Annotated in this window: 15 protein-coding genes; 6 read left to right on the top strand and 9 right to left on the bottom strand. The window is 52.3% G+C overall.

Annotation, left to right across the window (positions count from 1 at the left end):
- Positions 1-61: 61 nt before the first annotated feature.
- The 7 genes from aroB to hofM all read right to left on the bottom strand — a co-directional run bounded on the left by aroB (position 62) and on the right by hofM (position 5,415).
- Positions 62-1,150 carry a 3-dehydroquinate synthase gene (gene aroB / locus HGD79_RS17670; RefSeq protein WP_000439846.1) on the bottom strand — a complete coding sequence of 363 codons (1,089 nt, stop codon included), beginning with the start codon at positions 1,148-1,150 and terminating at the stop codon, positions 62-64.
- A gap of 56 nt (positions 1,151-1,206) precedes the next feature.
- The gene (gene aroK / locus HGD79_RS17665; RefSeq protein ID WP_000818618.1) at positions 1,207-1,728 is read right to left on the bottom strand and encodes a shikimate kinase AroK; all 522 of its coding nucleotides are present in this window, start codon (positions 1,726-1,728) and stop codon (positions 1,207-1,209) included.
- Positions 1,729-2,128: 400 nt separating this feature from the next.
- The gene (gene hofQ / locus HGD79_RS17660; protein ID WP_000815968.1) at positions 2,129-3,367 is read right to left on the bottom strand and encodes a DNA uptake porin HofQ; all 1,239 of its coding nucleotides are present in this window, start codon (positions 3,365-3,367) and stop codon (positions 2,129-2,131) included.
- Positions 3,279-3,683, bottom strand: coding sequence for a DNA utilization protein HofP (gene hofP, locus HGD79_RS17655; RefSeq protein WP_001264141.1), 405 nt, complete (start codon positions 3,681-3,683; stop codon positions 3,279-3,281). Before hofP ends, hofQ begins: the two co-directional genes overlap by 89 nt.
- Positions 3,673-4,113: a DNA utilization protein HofO gene (hofO, locus tag HGD79_RS17650; RefSeq protein ID WP_001055760.1), complete on the bottom strand. Its 441-nt coding sequence runs from the start codon at positions 4,111-4,113 to the stop codon at positions 3,673-3,675. The genes hofP and hofO overlap by 11 nt, the downstream gene beginning before the upstream one ends.
- Positions 4,097-4,636 (bottom strand): DNA utilization protein HofN, encoded by a 540-nt coding sequence (gene hofN / locus HGD79_RS17645; protein ID WP_168848459.1) that lies wholly within the window; start codon positions 4,634-4,636, stop codon positions 4,097-4,099. Before hofN ends, hofO begins: the two co-directional genes overlap by 17 nt.
- Positions 4,636-5,415, bottom strand: coding sequence for a DNA utilization protein HofM (gene hofM / locus HGD79_RS17640; protein ID WP_001315880.1), 780 nt, complete (start codon positions 5,413-5,415; stop codon positions 4,636-4,638). The genes hofN and hofM overlap by 1 nt, the downstream gene beginning before the upstream one ends.
- A gap of 119 nt (positions 5,416-5,534) precedes the next feature.
- On the opposite strand from hofM, the gene mrcA reads away from it, so the two are divergent.
- Entirely contained in the window at positions 5,535-8,087 is a 2,553-nt protein-coding gene (gene mrcA / locus HGD79_RS17635) for a peptidoglycan glycosyltransferase/peptidoglycan DD-transpeptidase MrcA (RefSeq protein ID WP_000673804.1), read from the top strand.
- A gap of 164 nt (positions 8,088-8,251) precedes the next feature.
- Here mrcA and nudE read toward each other — a convergent pair whose 3' ends face one another.
- Positions 8,252-8,812, bottom strand: coding sequence for an ADP compounds hydrolase NudE (gene nudE / locus HGD79_RS17630; RefSeq protein ID WP_000045744.1), 561 nt, complete (start codon positions 8,810-8,812; stop codon positions 8,252-8,254).
- 319 nt (positions 8,813-9,131) lie between these two features.
- Between nudE and igaA the strand changes: the two genes are divergently transcribed.
- The 4 genes from igaA to hslO all read left to right on the top strand — a co-directional run bounded on the left by igaA (position 9,132) and on the right by hslO (position 13,315).
- Entirely contained in the window at positions 9,132-11,267 is a 2,136-nt protein-coding gene (gene igaA, locus HGD79_RS17625; RefSeq protein WP_000104549.1) for an intracellular growth attenuator protein IgaA, read from the top strand.
- Between the two features lie 64 nt (positions 11,268-11,331).
- On the top strand, positions 11,332-12,000 hold the full coding sequence (gene yrfG, locus HGD79_RS17620; protein ID WP_168848458.1) for a GMP/IMP nucleotidase: 669 nt from the start codon (positions 11,332-11,334) through the stop codon (positions 11,998-12,000).
- A gap of 10 nt (positions 12,001-12,010) precedes the next feature.
- A complete protein-coding gene (gene hslR, locus HGD79_RS17615; protein WP_000660485.1) occupies positions 12,011-12,412 on the top strand; it encodes a ribosome-associated heat shock protein Hsp15 in 402 nt (133 codons plus the stop codon).
- A 24-nt stretch (positions 12,413-12,436) separates the two neighbouring features.
- Positions 12,437-13,315, top strand: a complete 879-nt coding sequence (gene hslO / locus HGD79_RS17610) for an Hsp33 family molecular chaperone HslO (protein ID WP_001135574.1) — start codon at positions 12,437-12,439, stop codon at positions 13,313-13,315.
- Positions 13,316-13,449: 134 nt separating this feature from the next.
- Here hslO and HGD79_RS17605 read toward each other — a convergent pair whose 3' ends face one another.
- The gene (locus tag HGD79_RS17605) at positions 13,450-15,174 is read right to left on the bottom strand and encodes a DUF4153 domain-containing protein (RefSeq protein WP_000370831.1); all 1,725 of its coding nucleotides are present in this window, start codon (positions 15,172-15,174) and stop codon (positions 13,450-13,452) included.
- A gap of 378 nt (positions 15,175-15,552) precedes the next feature.
- On the opposite strand from HGD79_RS17605, the gene pckA reads away from it, so the two are divergent.
- Positions 15,553-17,175: a phosphoenolpyruvate carboxykinase (ATP) gene (gene pckA / locus HGD79_RS17600; protein ID WP_001265681.1), complete on the top strand. Its 1,623-nt coding sequence runs from the start codon at positions 15,553-15,555 to the stop codon at positions 17,173-17,175.
- Positions 17,176-17,208 lie beyond the last annotated feature (33 nt).

Genomic DNA, 17,208 nt, shown 5'->3' with positions numbered 1-17,208 from the left:
CACGTTGCAATTAACCTGAAGCTAATAGACCGCTTGATAAGCGGCCTGACCTTTCTTGTTGTTACGCTGATTGACAATCGGCAATGGCGTTAAGAACAAGCTCGTGCGAAACGCCGCTGCGAACTTCACTCTTACCAATTGCCAACGGAAGAATTAAGCGTATCTCTCCCGCAAGGACTTTCTTGTCACGCAGCATATGCGGTAAATACGCCTGCGCGGACATTTCGCGCGGCCCATTGACCGGTAACCCAGCCCGCTTGAGCAGGGTTATAATACGCTGCGTTTCGGCAGAACTAAACTGCCCGAGACGTTCCGACGTCCGCGCCGCCATCACCATACCCGCAGCGACCGCTTCACCATGTAACCAATTGCCATACCCCATTTCAGCTTCAATGGCATGACCAAAGGTGTGTCCCAGATTCAGTAAAGCACGTAACCCGGTTTCGCGCTCGTCGGCGGCGACAACTTCTGCCTTCAGTTCACAACAACGGCGAATACAGTACGCCATTGCCGGACCGTCCAGACGCAACAACGCATCCAGATTCTCTTCCAGCCAGTTAAAAAACGCACCGTCAAGAATAATGCCGTATTTGATGACTTCTGCCAGCCCCGACGCTAACTCACGCGGGGGAAGCGTTTTCAGACAGTCGAGATCCACCACCACTGAAGCAGGCTGGTAGAACGCGCCAATCATGTTTTTACCGAGGGGATGGTTGACCGCAGTTTTGCCGCCAACGGAGGAATCGACCTGCGACAGTAACGTCGTCGGGACTTGAATGAAACGAACACCGCGCTGATAACTCGCCGCCGCGAAGCCGGTCAGATCGCCCACTACGCCGCCGCCAAGCGCCACCAGCGTAGTATCGCGACCATGCGGCTTTTGTAACAACGCCGTAAAGACGGTATCGAGTACAGCCAGGCTTTTATACTGCTCGCCGTCAGGGAGGATAACGCTATCGACGTTAACACCCGCCTGTTCAAGTACGCCGCGGACCTTATCGAGATACAGAGGAGCCAGGGTTTCGTTGGTGACCAACATGACCTGCTCGCCCGATTTCAGCGGTAAGAATGAAGCTGGTTCATTAAACAAACCAGATGCGATGGTAATTGGGTAACTACGTTCCCCGAGAGTAACGACAATCCTCTCCATAACGCGACATCCACCTTAATTACTGTACCCGCAGACGAGTGTATATAAAGCCAGAATTAGTTGCTTTCCAGCATGTGAATAATCTGGTTTGCAACCACTTTAGCGCTTTGATCATCAGTACGAATGGTCACGTCGGCAATCTCTTCATACAGCGGATTGCGTTCATTGGCCAACGCTTCCAGAACTTCACGCGGCGGTGTTTCAACGTGCAGCAACGGGCGTTTTTTATCACGCTGCGTGCGTGCAAGTTGCTTTTCGATGGTCGTTTCAAGATAAACGACAACGCCACGAGCGGAAAGACGGTTACGCGTTTCACGGGATTTCACAGAGCCGCCGCCAGTAGCCAGCACAATACCCTGTTTCTCGGTCAACTCATTGATGACCTTTTCTTCGCGATCGCGGAAGCCTTCTTCGCCTTCTAAATCGAAAACCCAGCCCACATCAGCTCCGGTTCGTTTCTCAATCTCTTGATCGGAATCGTAAAATTCCATATTGAGTTGTTGAGCTAACTGGCGCCCAATAGTGCTTTTTCCGGCACCCATAGGCCCAACCAGAAAGATATTGCGTTTCTCTGCCATTTTTTCGGTACTACTAAGACTATTCGTTAATGATAAACCCGCTTCGCTCAGAGAGCGCCGCAGGACATGAACTGAAACCTCATAAGATATTGCGAGAGTCAGACTGAAAATTATCTCAATACTCCAGCGGGTTTGGCAACTGAATAAATCACCCATCCCTCTGCATATCTGGTCGCTGCAAGCGCGCTGCCTTGCTACCACCGCTCTGGCGATAAATCACCGGGTAAGATTAGCGTAAAAAAGACAGCAAAATGCCGCCTGAATGATAAATCATCATCATGGAACGCAGGCAGCGAAGAGCACCAACTCTCAAATCGGTACTCCTTGTATGCTAAATACCTGCGCGCGTCAAATAGATGAAACACGTTCAGCATAAAAACATTACCGCTTTTACGGCTGTTTACTCACTGGAAACCAGTCGTGGCGTGATAAACACCACTAACTCGCGTCGTTCATCTTCTTTTCCGTCATGACGAAATAATTGCCCGAACCAGGGAATGTCGCCAAGCAACGGTACGCTATCCTGACCCGATTTATTTTTACGGGTAAAAATGCCGCCCAGCGCCAACGTTTCTCCGCTTTTGACCTCGACCTGCGTTTCGATCTCCTGCTTATCAATCGCCAGCACTTCGCCATCGGCCTGCTGTAGCACCTGCCCCGGAACGTTCTGGCTGATGTGTAATTTCAGCCGGATGCGACCTTTTTGTAACACCGTGGGCGTGACCTCCATCCCCAGGACGGCCTCTTTAAATTCCACCGACGTCGCGCCACTTTCCCCGCTGGAAACCTGATATGGAATTTCGCTCCCCTGTTTAATGCTGGCAGGCTGAAGATGTGAGGCCAGCAGACGCGGACTGGCGATAATATCCAGCTGCTGTTTTTGTTCGAGCGCAGAAAGCTCAAGATCCAGCAAGCGTCCGTTGATGCGCCCAATGTTAAAACCGACATGCGTTGTCGCCGTCGCTACGGAGAGGTCGCTACCAAGCGTGGTGACTTGCCCAACGCCACCAGCGTGTTGCGCATCGGCCAGCGTCCATTTCACGCCTAACTCACGCAAACTTTTTTCATTAATGGTGACAATATGCGCCGACAGCTCAACCTGCCCGACCGGCAGATCCATTTGCGCTACCCACTGTTCAAGCGCGCTTAACGCCGTTTTGTTATCTCGTAGCAAAAGGCGATTGGTGCGTTTATCGACGGTCATACTCCCTTTGGCACTCAGTAGCTTCTCCCCCGCTTTCGCCAGTTCTCCCGCGTCGGCGTATTGCAGGGTTATACTGCGATTTTCCAGCGGCAGATTTGCCTGCGCCCGCGCCTGCTCCGCCTCCTGGCGGGCGATATTGTTATTCTGCCAGGCAATGGAATGCACTGAGAGAATGTTGTCTTCCTGCCGCGTTATCAGTCCGGCGCTTTTCACTACAGTTTGTAGTGCCTGCTTCCAGGGAACATCTGTTAGATGTAACGACACCGTACCGCTGACGTCTGGCGACACGACCAGGTTCAACTTCTCCTGTTCAGCCAGCGCCTGCAACACCTGAGCTACCGGAACGTCATCCACCATCAGCGTCACTTTTTGCGGCTTTGCCGCCTGTACGCCGGGTATCAGCATCAACAGTAGTGCGGCTATCCATTGCTTCATTTGTATCTCCTTGCCGTTGCCACAACCATTGTGGCGGTTCGCAGTTTGTCCCGGTACCCAGCGTTAGTACGTCTGGCGTCAGCTGTAAAATTGTCCAGCCGTTTTCCAGCACATCGTTTTGCTGCACCCGTCGCCATTTCTTTTGCCCGTCTTTTATTACACCGATGATGCGCTCGCCTCGCCCTACCATCCCCTGATAGCGCCACTGGCTAAGTTCGCTAATCCGGCATAGATCTTCCGGCGGTTTAAAAGGGTCACGCATACCGGTTAAAAGGCACAATGCAATACCTGCCAACAACCAGCGTTTAACCCTCATGCGGCGTCTCCAGTTGTAACGTGAACAAAAGATCATCACCTTCCACGCTTAACGAAAAACGGCTCACGCTGACGTTGCGCTCTGCCAGCCGTGTAAATGCCGACGGCACTGCTTCCCACAGCGTTTTCAACGCCAACTCGCCTCCCTGCGCGGATGGATGCCAGGAAACCAGTTGCGCGCCGGATAACTGAAAATCCAGTGGCGAAAAGGGCAGCGTTTTTTCCTCGCTGAAGGGAGTGGTGTCTACCAGGCGATACAGTGCGGCCCACTGCTGGTGATGACTTGCCCGTAGTCGAATTAATGCGTCGCGCTCTTCATGGTGTGTCGATGATAGAAAAATGAGCGTAACTAACATCAGCAACCAGAATGCCCAGCAAAGCTGGCGGAGGCGGGGTGATGTGGCGAACCACCAGTCAAAGAACATGTTCATCGCTAACCTTCCTTGTTAACTGATACTCAAATTGCCAGCGTCCCTGCGCATCCTGCTGCGTGGCTCCCCGCTGATTGAGATGAAAAGACGCATCCTGGCGGAGTAACGTTTCTAGTGCGTTTAACGCGGTAATGCTTGTTGTCAGCCCCTTGATCTCCAGCGTTCCCTGCTGCCAGCTTATCGTTGTCAGCCAGGCGTGCTCGGGTAAAAGCGCCGCCAGTGCTTCCAGCGCAGATTGCCAGTCGCGGGTAAATTGTCGCTGGCGCTGCCGTTGCGAACGCTGTTCGCGTAACTGCTGTTGCTCCAGCAAACGTGGCTTCGTTATCTGTAAGCTGCGGGCGAGTTGTTGTTCCGCCTGAAGCAAAACTGCGTCTATGCGCGCTTCGGCGCTGCCTGTCAGACGCAGTATTAGCGTTATCCCGACGGCCAGCAGCAGAGGCGCAACGAACATCAGCAACCAGAAACGCAGAAAAGCGGTCCGGCGTTGCTGTCGCCAGGGCAAAAAATTAATTGGCGGGTTCATCAGTACGCCTTCCCAAGCGCCAGCCCCAGCGCGATGGCAAAGTCTCCACCTGGCGGCGGTAGCGGCGGCTGACGAACAGAAACGGCCTCCCAGGGATCAAATCCGCCTTCGCCACATATCGCGACGCTTTCGGGATCAACGGATAACGCTGCCGCCAGCTCCTTCGCGCTAGTCATCCCCACCGCCAGTTTGCGCCCCCAGCGACAGCGTGTCGCCCACAGCCACTGTTCGTTATCACGCCAGGCCAGACATTGCTGATGAGAAGGTAAAAAAGGCAGGAATTGCTGTAATGCACTGGCATCCGGGGTGATCGCGCTCACATGAACACGCAACCTTTCTGCCAGAGTAAGTAGCGTTGCCAGCTCTTTGCTTTGCGCGGCAGTCACGTTATAGGCGGGGCTGAGTGAGTCTTCGCTGTAATCGAAGCGCAGGGAGTCCGGATCCATATCCAGCTCGCGGGCCATCGTCCCTGACAGCCAGGCCGTTTGCTCCCGCTCACCAAGGGACATCGACGGGCGCGGAAATGACCGCTGTAATGTGCGACTGGCGGGAAACGCCAACATAATGTGATGACGCTGCGGCAGTTCGCGACTCCACGGTAACAACGTTTTAGCCAGCTGCTGCGCATCAACAATCCGCCCATCTTTGATAATGTCGTTCTCCAGCGGCAACCGCCACCAGCGTTGCAAAAAGCATTCTTTTGCTCCCCGCACGATCGCAACCGCTACCGCTTCTTGCTGTTGTAAATGCAAACCAATTTGCCAGATCTTAAATGCCATTGTGATGATCTCCTTATCACCCGTCACTCTGACGGGTATATCAATGCGTCTGGCTTGCCTTTATACTACCGCGCGTTTGTTTATAAACTGCCCAAATGAAACTAAATGGGAAATTTCCAGTGAAGTTCGTAAAGTATTTTTTGATCCTTGCAGTCTGTTGCATTCTGCTGGGAGCAGGCTCGATTTATGGCCTATACCGCTACATCGAGCCACAACTGCCGGATGTGGCGACATTAAAAGATGTTCGCCTGCAAATTCCGATGCAGATTTACAGCGCCGATGGCGAGCTGATTGCTCAATACGGTGAGAAACGTCGTATTCCGGTTACGTTGGATCAAATCCCACCGGAGATGGTGAAAGCCTTTATCGCGACGGAAGACAGCCGCTTCTACGAGCATCACGGCGTTGACCCGGTGGGGATCTTCCGTGCGGCAAGTGTGGCGCTGTTCTCCGGCCACGCGTCACAAGGGGCGAGTACCATTACCCAGCAGCTGGCGAGAAATTTCTTCCTCAGTCCAGAACGCACGCTGATGCGTAAGATTAAGGAAGTCTTCCTCGCGATTCGCATTGAACAGTTGCTGACGAAAGACGAGATCCTCGAGCTTTATCTGAACAAGATTTACCTCGGTTACCGCGCCTATGGTGTCGGTGCTGCGGCACAAGTCTATTTCGGTAAAACGGTCGACCAACTGACGCTGAACGAAATGGCTGTGATCGCCGGGCTGCCGAAAGCGCCTTCCACCTTTAATCCGCTCTACTCAATGGATCGTGCCGTCGCGCGGCGTAACGTCGTACTGTCGCGGATGCTGGATGAAGGGTATATCACCCAACAACAGTTCGATCAGACACGCACTGAGGCGATTAACGCTAACTATCACGCGCCGGAGATTGCTTTCTCTGCGCCGTACCTGAGCGAAATGGTGCGCCAGGAGATGTATAACCGTTATGGCGAAAGTGCCTATGAAGACGGTTATCGCATTTACACCACCATCACCCGCAAAGTGCAGCAGGCCGCACAGCAGGCGGTACGTAATAACGTGCTGGACTACGACATGCGCCACGGCTATCGCGGCCCGGCAAATGTGCTGTGGAAAGTGGGCGAGTCGGCGTGGGATAACAACAAGATTACCGATACGCTGAAGGCGCTGCCAACCTATGGTCCGCTGCTGCCTGCCGCAGTCACCAGCGCCAATCCTCAGCAAGCGACGGCGATGCTGGCGGACGGGTCGACCGTCGCATTGAGTATGGAAGGCGTTCGCTGGGCGCGTCCTTACCGTTCGGATACTCAGCAAGGACCGACGCCGCGTAAAGTGACCGATGTTCTGCAAACGGGTCAGCAAATCTGGGTTCGTCAGGTTGGCGATGCATGGTGGCTGGCACAAGTGCCGGAAGTGAACTCGGCGCTGGTGTCGATCAATCCGCAAAACGGTGCCGTTATGGCGCTGGTCGGTGGCTTTGATTTCAATCAGAGCAAGTTTAACCGCGCCACCCAGGCACTGCGTCAGGTGGGTTCCAACATCAAACCGTTCCTCTACACCGCGGCGATGGATAAAGGTCTGACGCTGGCAAGTATGTTGAACGATGTGCCAATTTCTCGCTGGGATGCAGGTGCCGGTTCTGACTGGCAGCCGAAGAACTCACCACCGCAGTATGCTGGTCCAATTCGCTTACGTCAGGGGCTGGGTCAGTCGAAAAACGTGGTGATGGTACGCGCAATGCGGGCGATGGGCGTCGACTACGCTGCAGAATATCTGCAACGCTTCGGCTTCCCGGCGCAAAACATTGTCCACACCGAATCGCTGGCGCTGGGTTCAGCGTCCTTCACCCCAATGCAGGTGGCGCGCGGCTACGCGGTCATGGCGAACGGTGGCTTCCTGGTGGACCCGTGGTTTATCAGCAAAATTGAAAACGATCAGGGCGGCGTGATTTTCGAAGCGAAACCGAAAGTAGCCTGCCCGGAATGCGATATTCCGGTGATTTACGGTGATACGCAGAAATCGAACGTGCTGGAAAATAACGATGTTGAAGATGTCGCTATCTCCCGCGAGCAGCAGAATGTTTCTGTACCAATGCCGCAGCTGGAGCAGGCAAATCAGGCGTTAGTGGCGAAGACTGGCGCGCAGGAGTACGCACCGCACGTCATCAACACTCCGCTGGCATTCCTGATTAAGAGTGCTTTGAACACCAATATCTTTGGTGAACCAGGCTGGCAGGGTACCGGCTGGCGTGCAGGTCGTGATTTGCAGCGTCGCGATATCGGCGGGAAAACCGGTACCACTAACAGTTCGAAAGATGCGTGGTTCTCGGGTTACGGTCCGGGCGTTGTGACCTCGGTCTGGATTGGCTTTGATGATCACCGTCGTAATCTCGGTCATACAACGGCTTCCGGAGCGATTAAAGATCAGATCTCAGGTTACGAAGGCGGTGCCAAGAGTGCCCAGCCTGCATGGGACGCTTATATGAAAGCCGTTCTTGAAGGTGTGCCGGAGCAGCCGCTGACGCCGCCTCCGGGTATTGTGACGGTGAATATCGATCGCAGCACCGGGCAGTTAGCTAATGGTGGCAACAGCCGCGAAGAGTATTTCATCGAAGGTACGCAGCCGACGCAACAGGCGGTGCACGAGGTGGGAACGACCATTATCGATAATGGTGAGGCACAGGAATTGTTCTGATTAAAAAGGCGCTTCGGCGCCTTTTCAGTTGGCTGACAAAGTGCATTTGTTTATGCCGGATGCGGGTGAACGCGTTATCCGGCTAACAAAATCGTGAAAAATCAATATATTGCAGGAAACCCATAAGCCTGATAAGCGTTGTGCATCAGGCAAACTTCACGCATTTACACTCGCCCCTGCCCTTTCAACCATTCGCGCACGAGGAACAGCGCGCTGACATTACGCGCTTCGTTGAAGTCAGGGTCTTCCAGCAAATCCATCATATGCGCCAGCGGCCAGCGCACCTGTGGTAGCGGCTCTGGCTCATCGCCTTCCAGCGATTCCGGGTAGAGATCTTGCGCGACCACGATATTCATTTTGCTGGAAAAGTAAGACGGTGCCATGCTGAGCTTCTTCAAAAAAGTCAGATCGTTCGCACCAAATCCAACCTCTTCTTTTAGCTCGCGGTTAGCGGCTTCGTAGACGCTTTCACCCGGATCAATTAATCCTTTCGAAAAACCTAATTCGTAGGATTCAGTTCCCACTGCGTATTCGCGGATCAGGATCAGGTGATCGTCCACAATCGGCACAATCATCACTGCTTCCCGGTTGGTTGGACGCATTCGTTCATAAACACGCCGCACGCCATTGCTGAACTCCAGATCCACGCTCTCGACGGTAAACAGTCGGGAACGGGCTACAGTTTCAACATTCAGAATGGTGGGTTTTTGTAATGATTTGCTCATCGTGGGATCTATGCTGTGAAATCAGCGGTTATTGTGCGATATCGGACACGCTTTCGGCAATGTGAATTGCATGTTATTTACATTTATGTAACTTAATAAATAATCGTCCTCAAATCAAATTAAAAGTCAATAGGTTGAAATAACTCCAGGAATTTGCTGATATTCCGCCTTCAGAGGGTTTGCTATGATCAGCGGTTACTGTGATGTGCTTAATGATGCTCAAGTTAAACTCCACGCTTGCCGATAGCCAACCGCAGAATCATGTATTGTGTCTGGTGCGACTGACCACGCCTGACAGACTAAGTAAGATGGGGAAAGCATGAGCACCATTGTGATTTTTTTAGCTGCTTTGCTGGCCTGCTCACTACTTGCGGGATGGCTGATAAAAGTGCGATCCAGACGGCGTCAGCTGCCCTGGACCAACGCCTTCGCGGATGCGCAAACGCGTAAACTCACACCTGAAGAACGTAGCGCCGTTGAAAATTATCTTGAGAGCCTGACGCAGGTATTACAGGTGCCTGGCCCAACGGGAGCTAGCGCGGCACCGATCTCTCTGGCGCTGAATGCCGAAAGCAACAACGTCATGATGCTGACACACGCTATCACGCGTTACGGCATCTCTACCGACGATCCGAATAAATGGCGTTACTACCTCGATTCGGTAGAAGTCCACCTGCCCCCTTTCTGGGAACAATACATCAACGATGAGAATACCGTTGAACTGATTTATACCGATTCGCTGCCGCTGGTTATTTCACTCAACGGTCATACGCTGCAGGAGTACATGCAGGAAACGCGCGGCTATGCCTTGCAACCTGTTCCGTCCACGCAGGCGTCGATTCGCGGGGAAGAGAGTGAGCAAATCGAGCTACTCAATATTCGCAAAGAAACGCATGAAGAATATGCGCTGAGTCGTCCGCGCGGGCTGCGTGAAGCGTTGCTGATCGTCGCCTCCTTCCTGATGTTCTTTTTCTGCCTGATTACCCCGGATGTATTTGTTCCGTGGCTGGCAGGCGGCGCATTACTGCTGCTGGGCGCAGGTCTGTGGGGGCTATTCGCGCCCCCGGCAAAATCCTCCCTGCGAGAAATTCATTGTCTGCGCGGTACACCCCGTCGTTGGGGATTGTTTGGCGAAAACGATCAGGAACAGATCAACAATATTTCACTCGGTATTATCGACCTGGTCTATCCCGCACACTGGCAGCCATACATTGCTCAGGATCTCGGTCAACAAACCGATATTGATATCTATCTCGACCGCCACGTAGTGCGTCAGGGGCGATATCTTTCGCTGCATGATGAAGTAAAAAACTTTCCGTTACAGCACTGGCTGCGCAGTACGATTATCGCTGCGGGCTCGCTGCTGGTGCTGTTTATGCTGTTATTCTGGATCCCGCTGGATATGCCGCTGAAATTCACTCTCTCATGGATGAAAGGCGCGCAGACCATTGAAGCCACCAGCGTAAAACAACTGGCTGACGCTGGCGTGCGGGTAGGCGATACATTGCGTATTAGCGGTACGGGAATGTGTAATATTCGCACTTCCGGAACCTGGAGCGCGAAAACCAATTCACCTTTTTTACCGTTTGACTGCTCGCAGATCATCTGGAATGACGCCCGCTCATTACCATTACCAGAATCTGAACTGGTCAACAAAGCGACGGCATTGACTGAAGCAGTTAATCGCCAGCTGCACCCTAAACCGGAAGATGAATCTCGCGTCAGTGCCTCATTACGTTCAGCGATTCAAAAATCCGGCATGGTATTGCTTGATGATTTTGGCGACATTGTACTGAAGACAGCGGATTTATGTTCTGCCAAAGATGACTGTGTGCGACTGAAAAATGCGCTGGTCAATCTCGGCAACAGTAAAGACTGGGACGCGCTGGTAAAACGCGCCAACGCCGGGAAGCTCGATGGCGTGAATGTGTTATTACGCCCGGTGAGTGCGGAATCGCTGGATAACCTGGTGGCAACCTCCACCGCGCCGTTTATCACGCATGAAACGGCGCGAGCGGCACAATCACTAAACAGTCCGGCCCCCGGCGGATTCCTGATTGTCAGCGACGAAGGCAGCGATTTTGTTGATCAGCCCTGGCCTTCGGCATCACTTTACGACTACCCGCCGCAAGAACAGTGGAACGCTTTCCAGAAACTGGCACAAATGCTGATGCATACGCCGTTTAACGCCGAAGGTATCGTCACAAAAATCTTCACTGACGCCAATGGTACGCAGCATATTGGCCTTCATCCGATCCCGGATCGTTCCGGCCTGTGGCGCTATCTCAGCACCACATTGCTGCTACTGACGATGCTGGGTAGCGCCATTTACAATGGCGTACAGGCCTGGCGTCGTTACCAGCGTCATCGCACTCGCATGATGGAGATTCAGGCCTATTATGAAAGCTGCCTGAACCCGCAACTGATCACCCCTTCAGAAAGCCTTATCGAATAACACGTTTGCGCGGCAGGTTATGCTACCCTGTCGCGCAAATTGCTTCACTCTGGAGATTTCCCTCATGCATATCAACATTGCCTGGCAGGACGTAGATACCGTTCTGCTGGATATGGACGGCACATTGCTCGACCTCGCCTTCGATAACTATTTCTGGCAAAAGCTGGTGCCTGAAACATGGGGCGCGAAAAACGGGGTTACGCCACAGGAAGCGATGGAATATATGCGCCAGCAATATCACGACGTACAGCATACGCTAAACTGGTACTGTCTTGATTACTGGAGTGAGCAACTGGGTCTGGATATCTGTGCGATGACCACCGAGATGGGACCGCGTGCCGTACTGCGTGAAGATACCATTCCGTTTCTTGAGGCACTGAAAGCCAGCGGTAAGCAGCGAATTTTGCTCACCAATGCGCATCCGCACAACCTGGCGGTAAAACTTAAGCATACCGGTCTGGACGCACACCTTGATTTATTACTTTCCACCCACACATTTGGTTATCCGAAAGAGGATCAGCGGTTATGGCATGCGGTGGCCGAAGCTACGGGTCTGAAAGCTGAAAGAACGCTGTTTATTGATGACAGCGAAGCGATTCTCGATGCTGCCGCGCAATTTGGTATTCGTTACTGCCTCGGCGTGACTAATCCTGATTCCGGGATTGCCGAGAAACAGTATCAACGCCATCCGTCACTGAATGACTACCACCGCCTGATCCCCTCGCTAATGTGAAGGAGACGCCATGAAAGAAAAACCTGCTGTTGAGGTTCGACTGGATAAATGGCTATGGGCTGCCCGTTTTTATAAAACCCGCGCGCTGGCCCGTGAAATGATTGAAGGCGGTAAGGTGCATTACAACGGGCAGCGCAGCAAGCCGAGCAAAATCGTCGAGCTGAATGCCACGCTCACTCTGCGCCAGGGAAATGACGAACGCACGGTGATTGTAAAGGCGATTACTGAACAGCGTCGCCCCGCCAGCGAGGCAGCCTTGCTGTATGAAGAGACTGCGGAAAGTGTAGAGAAACGCGAAAAAATGGCGATGGCACGTAAACTTAATGCCTTAACCATGCCGCACCCGGACCGACGCCCGGACAAAAAAGAGCGCCGCGACCTGTTACGATTTAAACACGGCGACAGTGAATAACTGTCACCTGCAAGAGAGATGATTATGCCGCAACATGACCAATTACATCGCTATCTGTTTGAAAATTTTGCCGTTCGCGGCGAACTGGTAACCGTTTCGGAAACCCTGCAACAGATCCTTGAGAACCACGATTATCCGCAGCCCGTTAAAAACGTGCTGGCAGAACTGCTGGTTGCGACCAGCCTGTTAACCGCTACGCTGAAGTTTGATGGTGATATCACCGTACAGCTGCAAGGCGACGGTCCGATGAATCTGGCGGTTATTAACGGTAACAATAACCAGCAAATGCGCGGTGTGGCGCGCGTGCAGGGCGAAATTCCAGAAAATGCCGACCTGAAAACGCTGGTCGGCAATGGTTACGTGGTGATCACCATTACCCCGAGCGAAGGCGAACGCTATCAGGGCGTGGTTGGTCTGGAAGGTGATACCCTGGCGGCCTGCCTGGAAGATTACTTTATGCGTTCTGAACAGCTGCCGACGCGCCTGTTTATTCGCACCGGCGACGTAGACGGCAAACCGGCTGCAGGCGGTATGTTGTTGCAGGTAATGCCTGCGCAAAATGCCCAGCAGGACGACTTTGACCACCTGGCGACGCTAACCGAAACCATCAAAACCGAAGAACTGCTGACCTTACCGGCAAACGAAGTGTTGTGGCGTTTGTATCACGAAGAAGAGGTGACGGTTTACGATCCGCAGGATGTGGAGTTCAAATGCACCTGCTCGCGTGAACGTTGCGCCGATGCGCTGAAAACGCTGCCTGATGAAGAAGTTGATAGCATCCTGGCGGAAGATGGCGAAATTGACATGCATTGTGATTACTGCGGTAACCACTATCTGTTCAATGCGATGGATATTGCTGAAATCCGCAACAACGCGTCTCCGGCAGATCCGCAAGTTCATTAATGAGTATGTCCGGCAGAGAGGGCTCTGCCGGATTTTACGACGTAATGGCCTGATGTGCTGCGCTTACCAGGCCTGTGAAATAAATCGCAAATTATTGTTGGTCAGATACAGCGTCGTATCCGTTAAAAGAGTTGTCACTTACTTAAGTTTATTTCCAGCGTTTCACCATCTACCGTCAGATCGCGCCACGCTTTCGGCCTCGTCCCCAGTTTTCCATCCTTCGCAGCTGTGAGTAATTTTTCTTTCGTTATTTCGTTCGGAAGTAAACTCATATCAAGCGCGTCCCATTCTTTTCTGTCTGAGTCAAAGCCATAGACAATGACTCTGTCATCATTAAAAGCAAACAGGATCCGCTCCGCCTGACCATCACTATTCAGATCTTGCTCGACCAGGACGCAGGCGTCTTTTTCAATACAGGTCATCACGTTATAGCGATCCTGGATTAAGGCCGACCAGAATGTCGCATCCGGTTTAACAGAACCAGGGGCAATTAACACATTTTCGGCTAATACTTTTTCCGATACCTGTTCCTGAAGATGTTGCTCTCCATCTAACGCCATCAGCAGATCCCGCGCGCGTTTCGGGTCTTTCATAAACCCGGCATCGCTTTTCAGCGACTCAAGCGCCGCACGTCCATAGCGACCGCTCTGTTCGAGCATGTAGATAGTTACCTGGTCTGGCGTGTTTTTGCCGCTCTGATAACGCGCCATATGACTGTTCACGCTAATACGCATACTGTCCAGCACCGGCGAATTAAGAAGCACCAGTATCACCAACACCAATAACGAAACCGCAAGGTTCACTTTGCCCTGAAGAACAAGGGGATTTTGCCCATTACGCCAGACGATACTGACAAAATACCCCAGCGACCACACCAGTAACACCAGCACCGCCAGCGCGCCCTGCAAGCGGTCGACAGTCCAGCCGTACTGAGCGACCCGCAGCCATAACGCCCAGGCGGCGACGAACACATACAGCGGAGCAACCAGCAAAGCGGTTTTAATCAGGCAACGCAACGGCCCCGTCCAGGGAAGTGACGCTTTTTGCGGATCGCGGACAATAGCCATTAAGATCAATTGCAAAAAGGCCAGCGTTAACAGCAACCCGGCGGCGGAGATGTGGCGAGAAATCGCGCTCAGGCCCGTAAACGGCAGAGTGATGATAAACATCAGGGTTAGCAATGATACTAACGGCAGCAACCCCGTGGCGATTAACGTGAACAACTTTTGAATAGAGTCGATTAAACGTGACTGTGTGCGCGCGAGAATCACCGCCAGTGCGGTAACCAGACCTAATGTAAGATACATAAACCAGTCGGTTGCAAAAAAGAGCGTATTGAAAAACTTGATGCCAACAAGTTTAAACAACTCACCCCACAGTAAAAGCACCAGCCACGTCAGGCCATTGGCGAGAAAAATCACCAGTAATATAAGTACGTTATGCCATACTGACTGGTAAAAGTAGCTATAGCGGCTACTGCCATTGCGGATACGAAGGCTTTGTTGTATCCACGGTAGCAACAACATTGCCATCAACAGCAGATAGCAGCCAAAATCCCAAATCGCCTTTTCAGCTCTCCAGGGGTTCATGCCATCAGTTTGCCACTTCAGCCAACCGCTCATCCCTGTCGTGGCAATAAACACCAGCGCCAGCCATCCCCAAAGGCGCTTCTGTTTAAAAGAGATCACGGAGAAGAGTAAAACGGATGAAAACGCAACGGTCGCAGGCACGCCATAAACAATCCAACTGTGATTTTTTCCGGCAAGCCAGGCGATCAACAGGTAGCAAACCAGCCCCTGAAGTAATCCGGTAGCAATCATCCCCCAGCGTGTTGCCGGTGAAAGTTCAACGTTATCCATGTTGGTTATCCAGAATCAAAAGGTGGGTTAATTATCGCATCCGGGCAGTAGTATTTTGCTTTTTTCAGAAAATAATCAAAAAAAGTTAGCGTGGTGAATCGATACTTTACCGATTGAATTTGCATCAATTTCATTAAGGAATGCGATTCCACTCACAATATTCCCGCCATATAAACCAAGATTTAACCTTTTGAGAACATTTTCCACACCTAAAATGCTATTTCTGCGATAATAGCAACCGTTTCGTGACAGGAATCACGGAGTTTTTTGTCAAATATGAATTTCTCCAGATACGTAAATCTATGAGCCTTGTCGCGGTTAACACCCCCAAAAAGACTTTACTATTCAGGCAATACATATTGGCTAAGGAGCAGTGAAATGCGCGTTAACAATGGTTTGACCCCGCAAGAACTCGAGGCTTATGGTATCAGTGACGTACATGATATCGTTTACAACCCAAGCTACGACCTGCTGTATCAGGAAGAGCTCGATCCGAGCCTGACAGGTTATGAGCGCGGGGTGTTAACTAATCTGGGTGCCGTTGCCGTCGATACCGGGATCTTCACCGGTCGTTCACCAAAAGATAAGTATATCGTCCGTGACGATACCACTCGCGATACTTTCTGGTGGGCAGACAAAGGCAAAGGTAAGAACGACAACAAACCTCTCTCTCCGGAAACCTGGCAGCATCTGAAAGGCCTGGTGACCAGGCAGCTTTCCGGCAAACGTCTGTTCGTTGTCGACGCTTTCTGTGGTGCGAACCCGGATACTCGTCTTTCCGTCCGTTTCATCACCGAAGTGGCCTGGCAGGCGCATTTTGTCAAAAACATGTTTATTCGCCCGAGCGATGAAGAGCTGGCAGGTTTCAAACCAGACTTTATCGTTATGAACGGCGCGAAGTGCACTAACCCGCAGTGGAAAGAACAGGGTCTGAACTCCGAAAACTTCGTGGCGTTTAACCTGACCGAGCGCATGCAGCTGATTGGCGGCACCTGGTACGGCGGCGAAATGAAGAAAGGGATGTTCTCGATGATGAACTACCTGCTGCCGCTGAAAGGTATCGCTTCTATGCACTGCTCCGCCAACGTTGGTGAGAAAGGCGATGTTGCGGTGTTCTTCGGCCTTTCCGGCACCGGTAAAACCACCCTTTCCACCGACCCGAAACGTCGCCTGATTGGTGATGACGAGCACGGCTGGGACGATGACGGCGTGTTTAACTTCGAAGGCGGCTGCTACGCAAAAACTATCAAGCTGTCGAAAGAAGCGGAACCTGAAATCTACAACGCTATCCGTCGCGATGCGCTGCTGGAAAACGTCACCGTGCGTGAAGATGGCACTATCGACTTTGATGATGGTTCAAAAACCGAGAACACCCGCGTTTCTTATCCGATCTATCACATCGATAACATTGTTAAGCCGGTTTCCAAAGCGGGCCACGCGACTAAGGTTATCTTCCTGACTGCTGATGCTTTCGGCGTGTTGCCGCCGGTTTCTCGCCTGACTGCCGATCAAACCCAGTATCACTTCCTCTCTGGCTTCACCGCCAAACTGGCCGGTACTGAGCGTGGCATCACCGAACCGACGCCAACCTTCTCCGCTTGCTTCGGCGCGGCGTTCCTGTCGCTGCACCCGACTCAGTACGCAGAAGTGCTGGTGAAACGTATGCAGGCGGCGGGCGCGCAGGCTTATCTGGTTAACACTGGCTGGAACGGCACTGGCAAACGTATCTCGATTAAAGATACCCGCGCCATTATCGACGCCATCCTCAACGGTTCGCTGGATAATGCAGAAACCTTCACTCTGCCGATGTTTAACCTGGCGATCCCAACCGAACTGCCGGGCGTAGACACGAAGATTCTCGATCCGCGTAACACCTACGCTTCTCCGGAACAGTGGCAGGAAAAAGCCGAAACCCTGGCGAAACTGTTTATCGACAACTTCGATAAATACACCGACACCCCTGCGGGTGCCGCGCTGGTAGCGGCTGGTCCGAAACTGTAATGATTTGAAGCTGGAGAATATCTATCCAGTATC

The sequence above is a fragment of the Escherichia sp. SCLE84 genome, from assembly GCF_012584495.1.
Taxonomy (GTDB): domain Bacteria; phylum Pseudomonadota; class Gammaproteobacteria; order Enterobacterales; family Enterobacteriaceae; genus ECMA0423.
This window is presented reverse-complemented; position numbering and strand designations above follow the sequence as displayed.